We start from the raw sequence: 19093 nt of genomic DNA on the forward strand, positions 1-19093 counted from the left end.
CTCGCTCCGAACCCGCGGCCGGTTCGGAGCGTCTCCCTACACAGACAGATTTCACCGGACACAGGGTGAATTCACGGGGTTTGGGGGAGTTCGTGGCAAGCAAGGGTCGTTTGGGGCTTGTGGTGACCGGTGGCACCGGCGCGGTGGTGCTGCTGGTGACCGGCTGCTCGATCGGGAGCGCCGGCAAGCTCGCCTCGGGCGGGTCCGACACGGCGGTGACGATCACGCCGGCCAACGGGACCGCCCAGGTCAAGCCGGACGGGACGATCGAGGTGAAGGCCTCCGGGACCAAGCTGCGCACCGTCACCGTCCAGGGGCAGGGCGCCACCGTCACCGGCAAGTTCGGCGACGGCCGCAAGACGTGGCGGTCCACCCGCACCATGACGCCCGGCACGTCCTACACCGTCACCGCGCAGACCGATGGCGGGAAGTCCCGGACGGTCACCAGCTCGTTCACGACGCTGAAGCCGTCGCAGACGCTGTCGATCTCGGACATCACCCCGAACGTCACGGGGGAGAAGGTCGGCGTCGGCATGCCGATCATCGTCCGGTTCGACCGCCCGGTGACCGACAGGGCCGCCGTGGAGCGGGCGCTGCGCGTCACGCCGGACAAGCCGGTCGAGGGCGCGTGGCGGTGGGTCGGCAACGACCAGGTGATCTACCGGACGAAGACGTACTGGCAGCCCCACCAGACGGTCCGCTTCCAGGCGAACCTCGCGGGGGTGAACGCGGGCGGCGGCGTCTACGGGGCCAAGGACGCGAAGGCGACCCTCACCATCGGCGCCGCCCAGATCACCACCGGCGACATCGGCGGCCACCACATGACCGTCACCCGGGACGGCAAGAAGCTGCGGACGGTCCCGTTCAGCGCCGGCAACGGCCAGACGCGGGAGTACACCACCACCAGCGGCGTCCACCTGCTGATGGAGAAGGGCAACCCGGTCACGATGACGTCGCCGGGCCGCAAGGAGGGCGACCCCGGGTACTACAAGCAGGTCGTCAACTACGCGGTCCGCTTCTCCAACAGCGGCGAGTACGTGCACTCGGCGCCGTGGTCCGTCGGCTCGCAGGGCTCCGCGAACGTCAGCCACGGCTGCCTGAACGTCAGCCCGGCCAACGCCAAGTGGTACTACGACATCATGCAGCGCGGCGACGTCATCAAGCTGACCGGCACGGACCGCGAGGTCGAGCACGACAACGGCTGGGGCTTCTGGCAGCTCTCCTTCGGCAAGTGGCAGGAGGGCAGCGCGCTCCGCTGAACCGCGTCCCGAACCGCGTTCGGCCACGGCCCGGGGGGCCGGCGATCCGCGCTCATGCAACGCTTTGATCTCGGACGCCCGCCAAAACCCCGGGTCGTGGCATGATCGTCGACTTTTGTCGCTAATGTCTTTGTGATAGACGGCGGGGTTTCTGGAGGTTGTGGTGCAGCGGAGGGTTTCCGCAGGGGTTCGCGCAGGCGCGGGCATGGCAGGGGCCGTGCTGCTCTTGACGACGGCCTGCAGTGGGGGAGAGAAGGACTCCGGCGTCACGGTCGGGGAGAAGGGCGACGCCAATGCCCCGCAGGTGACGATCAACCCGGGCAACGGCAACACCAAGGCCAAGCCCGAGGACGGCGTCGTCGTCACCGCCGCGGGCGGCACGCTCGAGCAGGTGACCGTCACCCTGAGGGGCAAGCCGGTGGACGGCGCGATGGCCGCCGACAAGACCAGCTGGAAGTCGCGCACGCTGCGCCCCGGCACCAAGTACCAGGTCACCGCCGTCGCCAAGAGCCCCAAGGGCAAGTCGACCACGGTCAACGCCTCGTTCGCCACGCTGAAGGCGGCGAACGAGCTGGACATCGTGGACGTCACCCCGAGCAAGAACGAGAAGGTCGGCATCGGCATGCCGATCCAGGTGACCTTCAACCGCGCCGTCGGCGACAAGAAGGCCGTCGAGAAGGCGCTGGAGGTCAAGTCGGCCAAGCCCGCCACCGGCGCGTGGTACTGGATGAACGACACCACGGTGATCTTCCGCACCAAGAACGGCACCTGGTGGGCGCCCAACCAGAAGGTGACGCTCACGGCGAAGCTGTCCGGTGTCAAGTCGGGCAAGAGGACCTACGGCGTGTCGGACTTCACCCGCGGCTTCCGCATCGGCGACGCCCACATGGTCAACATCAGCACCAAGAAGAAGAAGGCGGTCGTCACCAAGAACGGCAAGAAGGTCCGCAGCTGGCCGATCAGCGCGGGCAAGGGCGGCCGCGTCGTCAACGGCGTCGACACCTACCTCACCACCAGCGGCATCCACCTGACCATGGGCAAGGAGAATCCGGCGATCATGACGTCGGAGTGGATGGGCGTCGATCCGAAGGACAAGAAGAACGGCGGCTACCGCGAGGTCATCCCGCACGCGGTGCGGATCTCCAACAGCGGCGAGTACATCCACTCCATGGCCGCCACCGTCTGGGCGCAGGGCCGGCAGAACGTCAGCCACGGCTGCGTCAACTCGCCGCCCAAGGACGCCCGCTGGTACTACAGCTGGTCCTACCGCGGCGACCCGGTGATCATCACCGGCAGCAAGCGGAAGCTGGACCCGCTGAACGGCTGGAGCTACTACCAGATGTCGTGGAGCCGCTGGGTCAAGGGCGGGGCGCTCGACCGAACCGTGACCACCGGGTGACGATGACCGGACCCGTCGCGGGTACGAGCCGGACAAAGGCCGTCTGCGACCGGAGGGTCCGGTGGAGAAGTCAGCGCGACCGCTGCGACTGAAGCGCCGCGTCCGGCGCAGGGCACACCGTGTCCTGCGCCGTTCGGCGCTCTGGGCGCTGCGCCCGCTGCGGCTGCGGCCCGTCCCGCCGCGCGGTGAGCGGCTCCGCGTCCGGATCCTCCTGCAGAACGCGCACGGCACGGGCGGGACGATCCGCACGGTGCTGAACCTGTCCGGGCACCTGGCCCGCGACCACGACGTCGAGATCGTCAGCGTCCTGAAGCGGAGCAGGAAGCCGTTCTTCCCCATCCCCGCCGGGGTGAGGGTGACCTACGCGGACGACGGGTTCGCCCCCAAGGGCAGGGCGGCGCGCCTGCTCTCCCGGCTCCCGAGCGTCCTGACGCCGGTGGACGAGGCGTCGTTCCGCCTGATGAACCTCTGGTCGGACCTGTGCCTGCTGCGCGCCGTGTACGGCAGCCCCGCCGACGTCCTCATGCCGACCCGGCCGTCCCTCAACCTGCTGGTCGCCGAGCTCTGCCCGCGCGGCGCCGTGACGATCGGGCAGGACCACATGAGCCTGGAGTCCTACCAGCCCTGGCTGCGCCGGGAGATCCTCCGCCGCTACCGGCGCCTCACCGTCGTCACCACGCTCACGGAGGCCGCCGGCGCCGGCTACCGGGCCGCCCTCGCCGGCTCCGGCGTGCGGGTGGTGCAGATCCCGAACGCCGCCCCGCGCCTGCCGTCCCGCCCGTCCCGGCGCGAGCACAAGGTCGTCCTGGCCGCCGGGCGGCTCGTGCACACCAAGGGCTTCGACCTGCTCATCCGCGCCTTCGCGCCGGTCGCCACCGACCACCCGGACTGGACGCTGCGCGTTTTCGGCGGAGGCCCCCGGCGGGACAAGCTGCTCGCCCTGATCGGGGAGCTCGGCCTCACCGGCCGGGTCGAGCTGCTCCCCCGTACCCGCGACCTGCACGGCGAGATGGAGCGGGCCTCCGTCTATGCGCTGTCGTCCCGCCGGGAGGGCATGCCGATGGTGGTCATCGAGGCCATGGGGATGGGCCTGCCGGTGGTGTCGTTCGACTGCCCGTTCGGCCCCGGCGAACTGATCACCCCGGGCCGCGACGGGCTGCTGGTTCCGCCGGGCGACGTGGACGCCTTCGCGGCGGCCCTCCGCACGCTGATCGAGGACCCCGGCCTGCGGGACCGGCTGGGCGAGGAGGCGCTGCGGTCCGCGCGCGCCCACCACCTGGACCGCATCGGCCCCCGGTGGTCCACGCTCATCTCCGCGTCCTGCCGGGACGGCGGCCGCCGGCGGCCCGCGGTCAGCCGGCGCTGAGCAGCCCCCGGACGTAGGCCGCCTGGCCCGCGTGCTGGAGGTCGTCGGAGATCACGCTGATCAGCCGCACGGCCAGCGTGACCGGCGGGTCCCACGACCGGTCGACGATCCGCTCCAGGTCGCCGTCGGTCAGCGCGGCCACGTACTCGACGGTCCTGTCGTGGACGGCGTCGTGGTAGCCCGTCAGCAGGTCGGCCGACTCGACCCGGACCGCGGCGACCTCGTCCGGAGTGTGCCCGTATCCGGTGTCGGACGTGCCGAGCGGCAGGCCGAACCGGTCGGCCCAGCCGCCGCCGGTCCACACCTGCGCGGTGCCGGCGGCGTCGGCGTCGGCGACGTGATCGTCCTGGATACGAGTGAGATGCCACACCAGCCACGCGATCGAGTTGGCGCCGCCGGCGGGCCGGTGGGCGAGCTGGTCCGCGGTGAGGCCCCGGGCCGCCCCGTGGACGACCTGCTGGATCCGGTCGAACGCGTCGGTGAGCAGTTGTGCACTGGTCATTGCCCCGACGCTACCTTGATCGCCACCGGCTCGCGCACCCGGCTCGGCAGGCGGGCGGTCACCACGAGGCCGCCGCCCTCGCGCGGCGCCGCGGTCACCGTGCCGCCGTGGGCGGTCGCGGTGGCGCGCACGATCGACAGGCCGAGCCCGGAGCCGCGGTCGGAGCGGACCCGGTCGTTGCCGAGCCGGCGGAACGGCTCGAAGATCGTCTCCACCTCGTAGGCGGGGACGGCCGGGCCGGTGTTGGTGACGACGACCTCGGCCCACCCGTCCCGTCCCCGGGTGGCGACGTGGACCTCGCCGCCCTCGTGGTTGTGCCGGACCGCGTTCTCGACGAGGTTCTGCACGAGCCGCTCGACGAGCACCGGGTCGCCCGCCGTGGGGGCCGGGCCGAGCCGCCGGTCGACGGTCACGTCGCGGGCCCTGGCCTCCGCGGCGGCCTGCTGGAGGACGTGCCCCGCCACGTCGGCCAGGTCCAGCGGCCCGGTGTCCATCACGACGTTCTCGGTGCCGGCGAGGGTGAGCAGCCCGTCGATGAGCCGCTCGTGCCGCCCGTTGACGACCAGGAGCGACTCGCCCAGCCGCTTGACGTCGTCGGTCGCGTCCGGGCGGCGCACCGCCACGTCGACCAGCGTCCGGTTGATCGCGAGCGGGGTGCGCAGCTCGTGCGAGGCGTTCGCGACGAACCGGCGCTGCCCGTCGAACGCCCGCGCCAGCCGGCCGAGCATCGTGTCGAAGGTGTCGGCCAGCTCCTTGACGTCGTCGCGCGGCCCCTCGTAGGCGATCCGCTCGGTGAGGTCGTGGCTGCGCGCCACCCGCCGCGCCGTGTCGGTGATCGCGTGGACGGGGCGCAGCGCCCGGTCGGCGAGCAGCCAGCCGAAGCCGAGCCCCGCCGCGGCGACCAGCCCGAGCGCGACGCCGCCCGGGGTGAGCAGGGCGTTGAGCGTCTCCCGCTCGTAGTCCTCGCGGCCCTTGACCAGGACCCCCTCGACCTTCGCGGCGGTGACCATGACGGTGTCGTCGGGCGCCGGGGCGGCCGCGCCCGCGGGCCCCACGGCCTTGAAAGCGCTGTTCAGCGGCTTGGCGTCGCCGGCCGGCTGCAGATTGTTCTGGACGAGCAGGTAGGTCAGGCCCAGGAGCACGATGCCGGCACAGACGAAGAGGCCGGTGTAGAGCAGCGTCAGCCGCATCCGGATGGTCGGCCGCAGCCGGTCGGTGAACGTCGTCATGGAATCCGGTACCCCACTCCCGGGACGGTCTCGATGACCGGGGGATCGCCGAGCTTGCGGCGCAGCTTCATCAGCGTCACCCGGACGGTGTTGGTGAACGGGTCGGTGTGCTCGTCCCACACCTTCTCCAGCAGCCGCTCGGCGGACACGATCGTCCCGTCGGCGCGCAGCAGCTCGGCGAGCAGCCCGAACTCCTTGCGCGCCAGGTGCACGTACCGGCCGTCGCGGAACACCTCCCGGCGGGCCGGGTCGAGCCTGATCCCGGCGCGCTCCAGCGCCGGCGGCGCAGCCGGGCGGGCCCGCCGGCCGAGGGCCTGGATCCGCGCGACCAGCTCCTCGAACGCGAACGGCTTGGTCAGGTAGTCGTCCGCGCCGATCCGCAGCCCGTCGACCCGGGCCGGGACCGTGACCGAGGCGGTGAGCATCAGCACCCGGACGAGCCCGCCCGACCCCACGACCGAGCGGCACACCTCGTCGCCGTGCACGACCGGCAGGTCGCGGTCGAGGACGAGCACGTCGTAGTCGTGCACCGCGAGCCGTTCGAGCGCGGCGTCCCCGTCGTAGACCACGTCCACGGCCAGGGCCTCGGCCCGCAGCCCCTCGGCGATCGAATCGGCGAGCATCCGCTCGTCCTCGGCGACCAGTATCCGCACGCGTCCCGTCCTCGTCTCCGCGGCGCGCCGCCCGGCGCGTCCTGCCGACCCAGCTTCGGGGAGGGGGCGTAACGCGGGCATAACGCGATCCGGTTACGCCGGGGTTACCCGCGCGCCGCTGGACTTGCGGTCACCGCCGGCGCTCCGCCCGGCGGACACGACAAGGAGACCGACCGATGCGACGACAGACGCTCGCGGCCCTGGCGCTGCTCCCGGCCCTCGCCCTCGGCGCGCAGGGCTGCGGGACCCTGGGCGGGAGCGCGGATGCGAGCGGTACCGCCAAGGCCGCCAGCGACCAGGACAAGATGCGGAAGTTCGCGCAGTGCATGCGCGACAACGGGGTCGACATGAAGGACCCGACGGGGGACGGCCGGGTGGAGATCCGGGCGTCCGCAGCACCCGGCCAGAGCGGCGGCCCCGGCCAGACCAAGAAGGTGGACGGCAAGGTCGAGGCGGCGCACAAGAAGTGCCGGCACCTGATGCCGAACGGCGGCAAGCCGCCCAAGCCCAAGCCGGAGGAGCTGGCGAAGATGCGCGCCTTCTCCAAGTGCATGCGCGACAACGGCATCAGCGAGTTCCCCGACCCGCAGCCCGACGGCGGCATGAGGATCGAGGCGGGGAAGGGCACCGGGCTGAACCCGGAGAGCCAGAAGTACCAGAAGGCCCAGAAGGCGTGTTCGAAGCACTCGCCGAACGGTGGCAGGGGCCCCATGCTGAGCACGGGTCGGAAGTAGTGGCCAGGACGCGCACCATCGCGCTCGGTGCGGCCGGGATGGTCGTGGCCGGTGGCGCGGGCCTCGCCACCGCCGGCCTCGGCGGCGGCGAGCCGACCGCCGCGCACAGCTCGCTGCCGCCCGCGACGGCCCCGGTCGAGCGGACGACGCTGGTCGAGACGCAGGACGTCGACGGGACGCTCGGCTACGGCGGCACCCGCACCATCGCCGGCACCGGCCGGGGGACCGTCACCTGGCTGGCCGGTCCGGGCTCGGTGGTCTCCAGGGGCCGGTCGGTGTACCGGGTGGACGACACTCCGGTTCCGCTCCTGTACGGAAGGCTGCCGCTGTACCGGGCGCTCGCGGAAGGGACCGAGGGCGCCGACGTCCTGCAGCTCGAACGGAACCTCAGCGCCCTCGGCTACACCGGGTTCACCGTCGACAAGACGTTCGGCTCCGCCACCACCGCGGCCGTGAAGCGGTGGCAGGAGGACCTGGGCGTGACCGAGACCGGCACCGTCCGGCCCGGCGAGGCCGTCGTCGCGCCCGGCCGGATCCGGGTGGCCGCGCGCAAGGCCGCCGTCGGCGACAAGGTCGGCGGGCCGGTGCTCACCTACACCGGGACCACCCGGGTCGTGACCGTCGACCTGGACGTCGAGCACCAGCGGCTCGCCAGGAAGGGCGCGGCGGTGGAGGTCGAGCTGCCGTCCGGCGACACCGTGAAGGGCAGGATCGGCTCGGTCGGGAAGGTCGCCGAGGCGGGCGGCAACGACCGGCCCGCGACGGTGGAGGTCGAGATCGCGGTCGCCGGGAGCAAGGAGCTCGGCTCCTACGACAAGGCGCCCGTGGTGGTGCACCTCACCGCGAGCCGGCACGCCGACGTCCTCGCCGTGCCGATCGGCGCGCTGCTCGCCCAGGGCGACGGCGGCTACGCCGTCCAGGTCGTGGAGGGCGGGCGGGTCCGCACGGTGCCGGTGGAGACCGGCGTGTTCACCGAGGGCATGGTCGAGGTCTCGGGCTCGGGCCTGTCCGAGGGCATGAAGGTCGGGGTCCCCTCATGAGCACCGTCGTCGAGTTGCGCGAGGTCACCAAGACCTACCCGGGCGGGGTCACCGCCCTGGACACCGTGTCGCTCAAGGTCGAGGAGCGCGAGCTGGTGGCGATCGTGGGGCCGTCCGGGTCCGGGAAGTCGACGATGCTGCATCTGCTCGGGACCTTGGACCGGCCGAGCGCCGGCACCGTCCTGGTCGAGGGGACCGACGTGTCGCGGCTGCCGGACCGGCGCCTGTCGGCGCTGCGCGCCCGCCGGATCGGCTTCGTCTTCCAGCAGTTCCATCTCGCCGGTGGCGTGAGCGCCCTCGACAACGTCGCGGACGGGCTGCTGTACGGCGGCGTGCCGCTGGCGGAGCGGCGCCGCCGGGCCCGCATCGCCCTGGAGCGCGTCGGGCTCGGGCACCGCCTCGGCCACCGGCCGCACCAGCTGTCCGGCGGCGAAAGGCAGCGCGTCGCGATCGCCCGCGCCGTGGTCGGGGACCCCGCGCTGCTGCTCGCGGACGAGCCGACCGGTGCGCTGGACTCCGCGTCCGGCGCGGGCGTCCTGGAACTGCTCGGCGAGCTGTCCGCCGCGGGGACGACCGTCGTCCTCATCACGCACGACCGGGACATCGCCGCGCTCCTGCCCCGCCAGGTGCGGATGCGCGACGGCCGGGTCGTCCACGACGACGCACTGGTGGAGGCGCCGTGACCGAGAAGATCCCGCCGCGGGAGGCGCCCGCGCGGCTCGGGCCGGGGGACGTGCTGCGCGTCGGCGCCGCCGGCCTGCGGTCCCGCCCGATGCGGGTGTTCCTGTCGGCCCTCGGCATCGCGATCGGCATCGCCGCGATGATCGGCGTCGTCGGCATCTCGACGTCCAGCCGCGCCCAGCTCCAGGCCACCCTCGACCGGCTCGGCACCAACCTGCTCACCGTGGGGCCCGGCCGGGACCTCTTCGGCGAGGACGCCAAGCTGCCGAAGGAGTCGATCGGCATGGTGGGCCGGATGCCGGACGTGGAGTCCGCGTCGGCGACGGCCAAGCTGGACGACACCAACGTCTACCGCAACGACCACATCCCGGAGGGGGAGAGCGGCGGGATCGGCGTCCTCGCGGCGCGCCTCGACCTCCCGAAGACCGTGGGCCTCACGATGGCCGCCGGCACGTGGCTGAACGCGGGCACGGCGAAGTACCCGGCCGTGGTGCTGGGCGCCGAGTCGGCCGACCGCCTCGGCGTGTCGGCGCCGAACATGCAGGTGTGGCTCGGATCGCGGTGGTTCACGGTCGTCGGCATCCTGGAACCGAACCAGCTCGCACCGGACCTGGACTCGGCGGCGCTCGTCGGCTGGGACGCCGCCGCCGCGCACCTCGGCTTCGACGGCCACCCCACCACCGTCTACACCCGCGCCCGCAAGGACGCGGTGGCGCAGGTGCGGGAGCTGCTCGCCGCCACCGCCAACCCGCAGGCGCCGAACGAGGTCGAGGTCAGCCGCCCCTCGGACGCGCTGGCCGCGGAGAACGCCACCGACCGGGCGTTCACCGGGCTGCTCCTCGGCCTCGGCGGCGTCGCGCTGCTGGTGGGCGGCGTCGGCGTCGCCAACACGATGGTGATCTCCGTCCTGGAGCGCCGCGCCGAGATCGGCCTGCGCCGCTCCCTCGGCGCGACCCGCGGCCAGATCCGGATGCAGTTCCTCACCGAGTCGCAGCTCCTCGCCGCGCTCGGCGGGGCGGGAGGCGTCGCCATCGGCATCGTGGTCACCGCGGTCTTCGCGGTGACGCAGGGCTGGCCGACCGTCGTCCCGCTCTGGGCCATGGCCGGCGGGATCCTCGCGACCCTCCTCATCGGAGGCGTCGCCGGCCTCTACCCGGCCCTGCGCGCCGCCCGGCTGTCCCCGACCGAGGCCCTGGCGGCACCGTGACCCGGTCGGGGGCCGGGCGGCCGGGGGCGTCCGACGCCCGGAGGCCCCCCGGCCCCCGACCGGGTCATCGCACGCCGTAGAGGTGTTCGAGCGCCAGCTGGTCGAGGTGCTCGAAGGCGGTGCGGCGGGCGCCGAGGGCCTCGGCGTCGGCGGTGGCGCCGCGGACGGAGCGCCAGTCCTCCCCGTCGGCCAGCGTGGGGCGGGCGAGCTCGTCCAGCTTGGCCTGGCGCAGGGCGTCCTGGACCTCGGGGTCGGCGCGGAAGGCGCGGACCTTCTCCCGCAGGATCAGCCAGTTGCGCATGCACGCCGTCGCCGACTCCCACACGCCCTCGTCGTCCTCGGTGCGCGGCGGCTTGAAGTCGAAGTGGATCGGGCCGTCGTACTCGCTCTGGTCGATCAGGTCGACGACCCAGAACGCGCCGCGCGCGTTGCCGGCGCCGAAGCGCAGGTCCTGGTCGTAGCGGGGGCCGTGCTGCCCGTTGAGGTCGATGTGGAACAGCTTGCCCTGCCAGAGGGCCTGGGCGAGGCCGTGCGCGTAGTTGAGCCCGGCCATCTCCTCGTGCCCGACCTCGGGGTTCAGGCCGACGCCGTCGGGGCGCTCCAGCGTCTGGATGAACGCGAGCGCGTGCCCGATCGTCGGGAGGAGGATGTCGCCGCGGGGCTCGTTCGGCTTCGGCTCGATCGCGAACCGCAGGTCGTAGCCCTGGTCGGCGACGTAGGCGCCGAGGACGTCGAACGCCTCCTTGTAGCGGTCCAGCGCCGCCCGGACGTCCTTCGCGGCGCCGGACTCGGCGCCTTCCCGCCCGCCCCAGCACACGTACGTCCTGGCGCCCAGCTCGGCGGCGAGGTCCAGGTTGTCCATGACCTTGCGGAGCGCGAAACGCCGGACGTCGCGGTCGTTCGCGGTGAACGCGCCGTCCTTGAAGATCGGGTGGCCGAACAGGTTGGTGGTGGCGGTGGTGACGACGAGGCCGGTCTCGTCCAGCGCCTTGCGGAACGCGTCGACGGCGCCCTGCCGCTCGGCGGGGGAGGCGTCGAAATCGAAGACGTCGTTGTCGTGGAAGTTCACGCCGTAGGCGCCGATCTCGGCCAGCTTGCGGACGGCCCGGTCGGCGGGCATCGGCGGGCGGGTGCCGGGGCCGAACACGTCGACGCCCTGCCAGCCGACCGTCCAGATGCCGAACGAGAACCGGTCCTCGGGTGCGGGTGTGTAGTCGGTCATCGGGTCCTCCTCAGATCTGCGGCGCGGAGTCGCGCAGCGCGGCGTAGCGCTCGCGGACCTCCGCCCCGGAGTGCTCGCTGGTGTGCTCGGTGGCGGGCGGTGCGGGCCAGGCGGGCGGCTCGGGCGTCCCGGTGAGGACCCAGGCGGCCTGGCGGGCGGCGCCGAGCGCGACGTACTCGGCCGGCTCGGGGACGGTCACCGGGGTCCCGAGGATCGCCGGGGCGAGGGCGCGCACGGCCGCGGAGCGGGCGCCGCCGCCGATCAGCAGCGTGCGGCGCGGCCGGACGCCCTGCGCGGCGAGGTGGTCGACGGCGTCGGCGAGCGAGCACAGCAGCGCCTCCACCGCCGCCCGCGCCAGGTTCTCCCGGGTGGCGTTGGCCGTGGTCAGCCCGGCGAGGACGCCGGTCGCGTCCGGGCGGTCGGGGGTGCGCTCGCCGTCGAGGTAGGGCAGCAGCGTCACCCCGCCGGCGCCGGGTCCGGCGGCGAGGGCCAGCGCGGACAGCTCGTCCAGCGAGGCCCCGGTCATCGCGGCGGCGGCCGACAGGATCCGCGCGGCGTTCAGGGTGCAGACGAGGGGCAGGAACCGGCCGGTGGCGTCGGCGAAGCCCGCGACGAGGCCGGACGGGTCGGCGGCGGGATCGGCGGCGACCGCGAACGCCGTCCCGGACGTGCCGATCGACACCACGACGTCGCCGGGACGCAGGCCGAGGCCGAGGGCGGCGCCCATGTTGTCGCCGGTGCCCGGCCCGAGCGCGGCGCCCCAGGCCGTCTCGCCGACCCGCTCGCCCGGGGCGGCGACGCGCGGGGGCTCCGCGTCGTGGCCGAGCGCCGCGCGCAGCAGCTCGGGCAGGTAGGCGCCGGTCGCGGGGGACCAGTAGCCGGTGCCGGACGCGTCGCCCCGGTCGGTGACCGGCTCGCGGGCGCCGAGCCTCAGCGTCAGCCAGTCGTGCGGGAGCATCACCCGCTCGGTGCGGCGCGCGTTGCCGGGCTCGTGCTCGGCCATCCAGCGCAGCTTGGTCACGGTGAACGACGCCAGCGGCACGCTGCCGGTCCGCTCCGCCCACGACTTCGGCCCGCCGAGCTCGGCGACGAGGGCGCGGGCCTGGGGCGCCGAGCGCGTGTCGTTCCAGAGCAGGGCCGGCCGGACGACGTCGCCCGCGCCGTCCAGCGCGACCATGCCGTGCTGCTGCGCGGCGACCGCGACCGCGTCGGCCCGTTCGAGCAGCTCCCGGACCTGGGACAGGGCCGCCCACCAGTGGTCGGGGTGGCACTCGGTGCCGTCCGGGTGCGGGGCGGACGCCTCCGCCACGACGGTGCCGTCCTCGGCGCGGCACAGGACGACCTTCGTCGACTGCGTCGAGGAGTCGACGCCCGCGACCAGGCTCCCGGTCATCCCGCCCCCCTTTCGTAAAGAGCTTGGACTAATTAACGTAGCAGAGGGCCTCCACCCTGCCTATACATGCGATTCATTTAGGGTTCATCCATGACGAAGTCCCCGAAAGGCCCGGTCAGGCACGCGACGATGCGGGAGCGGAACCTCGCCGTCGTCCTGGAGCACGTGGCGCGGCACCAGCCCGTCACGCGGGCCCGCCTCGCCGAGCTCACGGGCTTCACCAAGACGACCGTGTCCAATCTGGTCGCCCTGCTGGAGGGCGCGGGGCTGGTCCGGGACGGGGCGCCCGTCCACGAGGGGGAGCGCGGCCGCCCCGGCGTGGGCGTGTCCGTCCACGGCGGCGGCGCCGCCGGGCTCGGCCTGGAGGTCAACGTCGACTACCTCGCGGCCTGCGTCCTCGACCTGGCCAAGCAGGTCCGCTACCGGCACGTGGTCAGCGCCGACAACCGCGGCCGCGAGCCCGCCGCCGTCCTCGCCGCCCTGTCCGCGCTCGCCGACGAGGCGGTCGCCGCCGCCGCGGGGCAGGGGCTGGCCGTCGCCGGCGCGGCGGTCGCCCTGCCCGGCATGCTCGACCGCGAGAACGGGGTGGTGCGGCACGCCCCGAACCTCGGCTGGGCGGACGTCCCCGTCGCGGGCGCCCCCGGCCTGGCCACGGCCCTTCCCGCCGAGTACGACAACGAGGCCAACCTCGCGGCCCTCGGCGAGCTGTGGTTCGGCGGCGGCGCCCGCCTCGGCGACTTCGTGCACGTCTCCGGCGAGATCGGGATCGGCGCGGGCATCGTCGTGGACGGCCGGGTGTTCCGCGGCGCCCACGGCTTCGCCGGCGAGCTCGGGCACCTCGTGGCCGACCCGTCCGGCCCCGCCTGCTCCTGCGGCGGGCGCGGATGCCTGGAGCAGATCGCGGGCCAGGAGGCGCTGCTGCGCGCGGCGGGCCTGCCGGTCACGCGGCCGGCCGCGGGTCCCGGGGGCTCGGTGGGCCGCCTCGTCGCCCGCCTCGACGCGGGGGACGAGGCCGCGCTGGCCGCCGTGACCGGGGCGGGCCGGGCGCTCGGCGCCGCGCTCGCCTCGGTCGTCAACCTCCTCGACCCCGACGCCATCGTGCTCGGCGGGGTCTTCTCCCCGCTCGCCGCGTGGGTCCGGCCGCCGCTGCGGGCCGTCCTCGCGGAGGGCTCCGGGTCGCTGCGGCGGGGCGCGCCGCCGATCGAGGTGTCCGGCCTCGCCGAGGGCGCCGCCGTCCTCGGCGCCGCCGGGCTCGTCGTGGAACGGGTGATCGCCGACCCGGCGCTGCTCCTCTAGAGCGGGACGTACTCGAACCAGGCGAAGTCGGCGTGGTTCGTGCTCGCCCGGCCGTGCGAGGTGGCGTACAGGCCGATGTAGGCGCCGGTGAAACCGCCCGCGACCTGGCTGGTCAGGATGTCGCCGTCCAGGGGTTCGCCGAAGGGCGTCCAGGCCCCCGCCTCCACGGCGTACGACGCCCGGTACCAGCGGCCGTGGGCCTCGAACCCGAGCCGGACGGCCCCGTGGGCGGCGGGCCCCTTGGTGAGCACCGTCTCGACGCCCTGCTCCCGCTTGACGAGGCGGAGCCCCTGGCCCGTCGAGACCAGCAGCACGTGGAAGTCGTTGTTCTGGACGAGCGCGAGCCCCGCCCACTCGTCGTCGGCGGGCGCGAAGTCGAGGGCGGTGAAGGCGGCGAAGTCGTGGTGCCGCTGTCGCCGCCCGACGAACGACGGGTTGGCGGTGTCGGCGAGGGTCTCCGGGCGGACGCGCAGCCGCAGGTGCCCGGGACGCTCGGCCAGGCTCCACCACCGCTCGCGCGGAGGGCGCAGCATGTTCCACGCGGGGTCCAGTTCGGGCCCGTCGAAGTGGTCGCACGCCGGGACGGCCGGCCACGGACGCGGCGGCAGCGACGGGGCCGCGGGGGCCGGCTCGATCCGGCCGCCGGTGACCGGCCACCCGTCCTCCCAGGTGACCCGGGTCAGGAACGTCTCCCGGCCGAGGGCGCACCGGTCGCCGTGGTGCGGGCGCATCGCGAGGAGCACCATCCACCACTCGCCGTCCGGAGTCTCCACGAGGTCCGCGTGCCCGGTCCCGACGACCGGATGACCGGCGGCGAGGTCGCGGTGGGTCAGCACCGGGTTGCGCGGGTTCCCCTCGTAAGGTCCCGTGACGGCGTCGGCCCGCGCGACCATCACCGCGTGGTCGAGAGCCGTGCCTCCCTCGGCGGTGAGCAGCAGGTACCGCCCGTCGATCTTGTAGAGGTGCGAGCCCTCGGACCAGATCGCGCCCTTCACCGCCCCGTCCCAGATGACGTGCTCCTCCCCGGTCAGTTCCAGGGCGGACGGGTCGAACTCGCGCAGCCAGATCTCCGTGTGGCCCTCGTAGCGCCCGGTGAGCCGCGTGCCGGTGCACCAGGCGCGGCCGTCGTCGTCGAAGAACAGGGACGGGTCGATGCCCGCGCCCTCCAGCCGGTGCGCGTCCGACCAGGGCCCGGCGGGGTCGGTCGCGGTCAGCACGAAGTGCCCCGACCACTCCGTCCCGTCCACCAGGGTGCAGACCAGGTAGAACGTGCCGTCGTGGTGGCGGAGCGTCGGCGCGTACAGGCCGCCGGACGCGGGCACGCCGTCGAGCGGAAGCTGGTCGGGCCGGTGCAGCGCGTGCCCGGCCTGCCGCCAGTGCACCAGGTCGCGGCTGTGGAACACCGGCAGTCCCGGGAACCATTCGAACGTCGACGTCACCAGGTAGAAGTCGTCGCCGACGCGGCAGATCGACGGGTCCGGATGGCATCCGGGCAGCACCGGGTTGGCGAACCGGGTCATAGCGGTGTGACCTTCACGGGGACGGTGAGGACGCGGTCGGTGCCGAGTTCCCGGATCGGTCCCTCCAGCGTGAACGAGCCCCGCAGCGGCAGGTCGGCGCTCGACCGGCCGACCGCCACCTCGACCACGCCGGGCTCGACGATGCGCCGCAGGTCCGGGCCGGTGAAGGAGGTTCGGTCGGCGTGCACCTCGAACTCGATCCGGGCGGCCTCGCCCGGCTCCAGCCGGATCCGGGCCCACCCGGCGAGCCAGCGCGCCGGCCGCACCACCGACGCGACCGGGTCCGACAGGTACAGCTGGACGACCTCCGTGCCCGCGCGGTCCCCGGTGTTGCGGACGACGGCGCCGACCGAGACCGTCCCGTCGGTCGCCGCCCGCTCGCCCGTCCTCAGCTCCTCGTACTCGAAGGACGTCCAGGTCAGGCCGTGGCCGAACGGGTACAGCGGGACGGGGTCGACCACGCTCCAGTCGTGCCCGCCGTCCATCAGCGACCGCAGGTAGGTGACGGGCGGGCCGGACGCGCGGCGCGGCACGCTGATCGGCATCCGCCCGGACGGCTCCACACGTCCCGCGAGGAGCCCGGCGACGGCCCGGCCGCCCTCCTCGCCGGGGAAGAACGCCTGCACGACGGCGGCGGCCCGGTCGGCGATCGACTCGATCGCGTACGGGCGCCCGGTGAGCATCACGATGACCGTGGGGGTGCCGGTGTCCAGGACGGCCGCTGCCAGCTCCGCCTGCCGCCCCGGGAGCGCGAGCGTCTCGGTGTCGCAGCCCTCCCCGGACGTGCCGCGGCCGAACAGCCCCGCCCGGTCGCCGAGCGCGAGCACGCACACCTCGGCGTCCCGCGCCGCCGCGACGGCCTTGTCGATGTCGGCGTCGTCGGCGACGAACACGTCGTCGGAGGCGGCCACGCGGACGCCGGGCAGCTCCGCCCGCAGGGCGTCCGCCAGCGTCGGGATGTCGACGCCGAGCCCGAGCTCCGGATGCTCGCGGCCGACATGGCTGGGGAAGGTGTAGCAGCCCAGCATCCCGAACGGGTCGTCCGCGAGCGGCCCGGCCAGGACGACCCCGGAGCCGGAGCGCAGCGGCAGCACGCCGTCGTTGGACAGCAGGACGACCGACTCCTCGGCCGCCCGCCGCGCCAGCGCGCGGTGCTCGGGAGGGTCGAAGTCCAGGGCCGCCCCGTCGCCGTCCGCGGGGACCTCGTCCAGCAGGCCGAGCTCGGCCTTCAGGGTGAGGACGCGGGCGGCGGCGCGGTCGAGCAGGTCCGCGGGGACCTCGCCCTCCCGGATCTTCTCGATCAGCGGTGTGCCGTAGCAGCGGACGGTCGGCAGCTCCATGTCGATGCCGGCGCGCAGCGCGAGCGCGGCGGCCTCGCCCCGCGACCCGGCCACCCGGTGCCGGCTCTCCAGGAACGAGATGCCGAAGTAGTCGGCGACGACGACGCCCTCGAAGCCCAGCTCCTCGCGCAGCAGGGTGGTCAGCAGCCGCTCGTCGGCGGCGGCGGGCATCCCGTCCACGTCGGTGTAGGAGTGCATCACCGAGCGGGCGCCGCCCTCGCGCAGCGCCATCACGAACGGCTCCAGGACGACGTCGGCGAACTCGCGCGGCCCGATCGGCGTCGGGGCCATGTTCCGTCCGGCGCGGGAGGCGGAGTAGCCGGCGAAGTGCTTGAGGGTCGTGACGATGCCCGACCGTTCCAGGGCCTCGACGTAGGCGGTGCCGAGGACCCCGACCAGGTACGGGTCCTCGCCGATGCACTCCTCCGTGCGGCCCCAGCGGGCGTCGCGGACGACGTCCAGCACGGGGGCGAGGCCCTGGTGGACGCCGGCCGCCCGCATGCTCGCGCCGATCGCCGCGGCGATCTCGGCGACCAGCTCCGCGTCGAAGGTGGCGCCCCACGCGGGCGGGCTGGGGAACACGGTGGCGCCCCACGTCATGAAGCCGTTGAGGCACTCCTCGTGCGCGATCGCCGGGATGCCGAACCGGTTCCCGGCGGCGACGCGGCCCTGCAGCTCGCGGAGCCGGGCGGCGCCGTCCGCGGCCGCGACGGGCAGGGTGCCGAACACGCGGGTGAGCTGGCCGAGGCCGCGGTCCAGCACCTCCTCCAGGGGCGGGGCGGGCTCGTGCGAGTCGTCCTCCATCGGCGCCACGGGCGCGCCCGCCTCGGCGGGCATCGCCCAGAAGCCGGCGAGCTGGCCCGCCTTCTCCTCCGGCGTCATCCGGGCCAGCAGGTCGGCGACCCGCTCGGCGACCGGCAGCCCGCGGTCCCGCCAGGGCTCGCGGGCCGCGGGCGCGGCGGGGTCGGCTCCGGTCTGTGTCGCGGGCGCGGGGACGACCCCCCGGATCGCTTCGCTCACTTGGCATCCTCCGAAGGGGGCGGCGGGGCGGTGGAGGCGCGGACACGCAGGTCGGTGGCCAGCTCCACCCGGGGCGTCAGCGGCGGCCGCCCGTCCAGAAGCTGGAGCAGCGTGCGGGCCGCGACGCGGCCCATCTCCTCCAGCGGCTGGCGCACGGTCGTCAGCGGTGGCGACAGCCACTCGCAGGTCGGCAGGTCGTCGAAGCCGACGACGCTCAGATCCTCGGGGATGCGCAGGCCGGCGAGCCGGGCCGCCTGGTAGGCGCCCATGGCCTGCTCGTCGCTGCCCGCGAAGATCGCGGTCGGCGGGTCGGGCAGCGCCAGCAGCTCGCGGGTGCGGGCGAAGCCGCCCCGGTGGTGGAAGTCGCCGTACCGGACGAGGTCCTTGTCGACCTCGATCCCGGCGCGCTCCAGCGCCGTGCGGTAGCCGTCCACGCGGGCCTGCGTGCAGAGCATGTCGGCGGGGCCGCCGATCATCCCGACGCGGCGGTGGCCGAGGCCGATCAGGTGCTCGGTGGCGGCCAGCCCGCCCGCCCAGTTCGTCGCGCCGACGCTGGCGATCTCGGTGTCGGGCAGGTTCACCGGGTCGACCAGGACGAGCCCGACCCCCGCCCGTTCGAGCTGGTCGCGCTGGCGGCGCGTCATCCGGGACGTCACCAGGATGACGCCGTCGCTGTGGTGCAGCGCGGGCAGGTTCTGCCAGCTCGGGGGGCGCGCGTCGTCCTCGCGGACGAGCGACACGACGACGCCGGTGCCGTGCTCGGCGCACTCGGCCTCCACGCCGCGCAGGATCTCCACCGCCCACGGGCTGTCGAGGCCGGCCAGGACCAGGTCGATCAGGCCGGACCTGCGGGCGCGGCGCGCACCGCCCGGGCCCGGGTAGTTGTGGGTGCGCAGCAGCGCCTCCACCCGCTCGCGGGTCGCGGCGGCCACGTCGGTCCGTCCGTTGAGGACCTTGGAGACGGTGGCGGGGGAGACCCCCGCCTCGGACGCGATCAGGGCCAGCGTCGGCCGGGACGGCGGGTCCGGCATCTCGTCGGTGCGCACGGGCACGCTTCACTCCTCCCCGAGGAAACGATTGCGAACAGTATCGCAATGTTTCGCTCTCTCCTAGCCCCCGAGTGCCGCGTTCTTCAGGTTTCATTTCGGTCAACGCAGGGCGAAGCCTTGACCCTGGGGTGCCCCTTTCTTAGAGTTCCACGGCAACGGCACTCTCGAAGACTTTCGAAATTT

The 19093-nt window shown here is 74.0% G+C and carries 16 protein-coding genes; 8 read left to right on the forward strand and 8 right to left on the reverse strand.

From position 1 onward, the window contains the following. Positions 1 to 122: 122 nt before the first annotated feature. The 3 genes from K8Z49_RS03080 to K8Z49_RS03090 all read left to right on the forward strand — a co-directional run bounded on the left by K8Z49_RS03080 (position 123) and on the right by K8Z49_RS03090 (position 4024). Positions 123 to 1259, forward strand: a complete 1137-nt coding sequence (locus K8Z49_RS03080) for a L,D-transpeptidase (RefSeq protein WP_235206376.1) — start codon at positions 123 to 125, stop codon at positions 1257 to 1259. A gap of 205 nt (positions 1260 to 1464) precedes the next feature. Next, a complete protein-coding gene (locus tag K8Z49_RS03085; RefSeq protein WP_021597344.1) occupies positions 1465 to 2658 on the forward strand; it encodes a L,D-transpeptidase in 1194 nt (397 codons plus the stop codon). Positions 2659 to 2719: 61 nt separating this feature from the next. Then, positions 2720 to 4024 carry a glycosyltransferase family 4 protein gene (locus K8Z49_RS03090; protein ID WP_412517559.1) on the forward strand — a complete coding sequence of 435 codons (1305 nt, stop codon included), beginning with the start codon at positions 2720 to 2722 and terminating at the stop codon, positions 4022 to 4024. Here the strand turns inward: K8Z49_RS03090 and K8Z49_RS03095 are convergent. From K8Z49_RS03095 to K8Z49_RS03105, 3 genes are read right to left on the reverse strand one after another with little or no spacing between them, the layout of a single operon-like run. Continuing rightward, positions 4011 to 4526, reverse strand: coding sequence for a mycothiol transferase (locus K8Z49_RS03095; protein ID WP_412517560.1), 516 nt, complete (start codon positions 4524 to 4526; stop codon positions 4011 to 4013). The genes K8Z49_RS03090 and K8Z49_RS03095 overlap by 14 nt on opposite strands. Beyond that, positions 4523 to 5755, reverse strand: coding sequence for a sensor histidine kinase (locus tag K8Z49_RS03100; RefSeq protein WP_412517561.1), 1233 nt, complete (start codon positions 5753 to 5755; stop codon positions 4523 to 4525). Before K8Z49_RS03100 ends, K8Z49_RS03095 begins: the two co-directional genes overlap by 4 nt. Then, positions 5752 to 6408 carry a response regulator transcription factor gene (locus tag K8Z49_RS03105; RefSeq protein ID WP_021597348.1) on the reverse strand — a complete coding sequence of 219 codons (657 nt, stop codon included), beginning with the start codon at positions 6406 to 6408 and terminating at the stop codon, positions 5752 to 5754. Before K8Z49_RS03105 ends, K8Z49_RS03100 begins: the two co-directional genes overlap by 4 nt. Before the next feature lie 176 nt (positions 6409 to 6584). Here K8Z49_RS03105 and K8Z49_RS03110 point away from each other — a divergent pair, with 176 nt between their 5' ends. From K8Z49_RS03110 to K8Z49_RS03125, 4 genes are read left to right on the forward strand one after another with little or no spacing between them, the layout of a single operon-like run. Further along, positions 6585 to 7142, forward strand: coding sequence for a hypothetical protein (locus K8Z49_RS03110; protein WP_021597349.1), 558 nt, complete (start codon positions 6585 to 6587; stop codon positions 7140 to 7142). Continuing rightward, on the forward strand, positions 7142 to 8182 hold the full coding sequence (locus K8Z49_RS03115; RefSeq protein ID WP_412517562.1) for a peptidoglycan-binding protein: 1041 nt from the start codon (positions 7142 to 7144) through the stop codon (positions 8180 to 8182). The genes K8Z49_RS03110 and K8Z49_RS03115 overlap by 1 nt, the downstream gene beginning before the upstream one ends. After that, complete coding sequence (locus K8Z49_RS03120) at positions 8179 to 8865, forward strand: ABC transporter ATP-binding protein (protein WP_021597351.1); 687 nt, start codon at positions 8179 to 8181, stop codon at positions 8863 to 8865. The genes K8Z49_RS03115 and K8Z49_RS03120 overlap by 4 nt, the downstream gene beginning before the upstream one ends. Further along, positions 8862 to 10070 (forward strand): ABC transporter permease, encoded by a 1209-nt coding sequence (locus K8Z49_RS03125; RefSeq protein WP_021597352.1) that lies wholly within the window; start codon positions 8862 to 8864, stop codon positions 10068 to 10070. The genes K8Z49_RS03120 and K8Z49_RS03125 overlap by 4 nt, the downstream gene beginning before the upstream one ends. Before the next feature lie 64 nt (positions 10071 to 10134). Here the strand turns inward: K8Z49_RS03125 and xylA are convergent, their stop codons facing one another. Together xylA and xylB are read right to left on the reverse strand one after the other, a co-directional pair. Further along, entirely contained in the window at positions 10135 to 11292 is a 1158-nt protein-coding gene (xylA, locus tag K8Z49_RS03130) for a xylose isomerase (protein ID WP_021597353.1), read from the reverse strand. A gap of 10 nt (positions 11293 to 11302) precedes the next feature. Beyond that, the gene (xylB, locus tag K8Z49_RS03135; RefSeq protein WP_412517563.1) at positions 11303 to 12685 is read right to left on the reverse strand and encodes a xylulokinase; all 1383 of its coding nucleotides are present in this window, start codon (positions 12683 to 12685) and stop codon (positions 11303 to 11305) included. A gap of 90 nt (positions 12686 to 12775) precedes the next feature. Between xylB and K8Z49_RS03140 the strand changes: the two genes are divergently transcribed. After that, complete coding sequence (locus tag K8Z49_RS03140) at positions 12776 to 13981, forward strand: ROK family transcriptional regulator (RefSeq protein WP_033331136.1); 1206 nt, start codon at positions 12776 to 12778, stop codon at positions 13979 to 13981. On the opposite strand, the gene K8Z49_RS03145 is transcribed toward K8Z49_RS03140, so the two are convergent. Genes K8Z49_RS03145 through K8Z49_RS03155 form a run of 3 tightly spaced genes read right to left on the reverse strand, consistent with a single transcriptional unit; the run spans position 13978 to position 18892 of the window. Continuing rightward, positions 13978 to 15501: a glycoside hydrolase family 43 protein gene (locus tag K8Z49_RS03145; protein ID WP_412517564.1), complete on the reverse strand. Its 1524-nt coding sequence runs from the start codon at positions 15499 to 15501 to the stop codon at positions 13978 to 13980. The two genes, K8Z49_RS03140 and K8Z49_RS03145, sit on opposite strands and share 4 nt — an antisense overlap. Further along, entirely contained in the window at positions 15498 to 17861 is a 2364-nt protein-coding gene (locus K8Z49_RS03150) for a glycoside hydrolase family 3 N-terminal domain-containing protein (RefSeq protein ID WP_337959920.1), read from the reverse strand. Before K8Z49_RS03150 ends, K8Z49_RS03145 begins: the two co-directional genes overlap by 4 nt. Next, positions 17858 to 18892, reverse strand: a complete 1035-nt coding sequence (locus K8Z49_RS03155; protein ID WP_024934929.1) for a LacI family DNA-binding transcriptional regulator — start codon at positions 18890 to 18892, stop codon at positions 17858 to 17860. The genes K8Z49_RS03150 and K8Z49_RS03155 overlap by 4 nt, the downstream gene beginning before the upstream one ends. Positions 18893 to 19093 lie beyond the last annotated feature (201 nt).

This window comes from Actinomadura madurae (assembly GCF_047130825.1).
Classification (GTDB): domain Bacteria; phylum Actinomycetota; class Actinomycetes; order Streptosporangiales; family Streptosporangiaceae; genus Spirillospora; species Spirillospora madurae.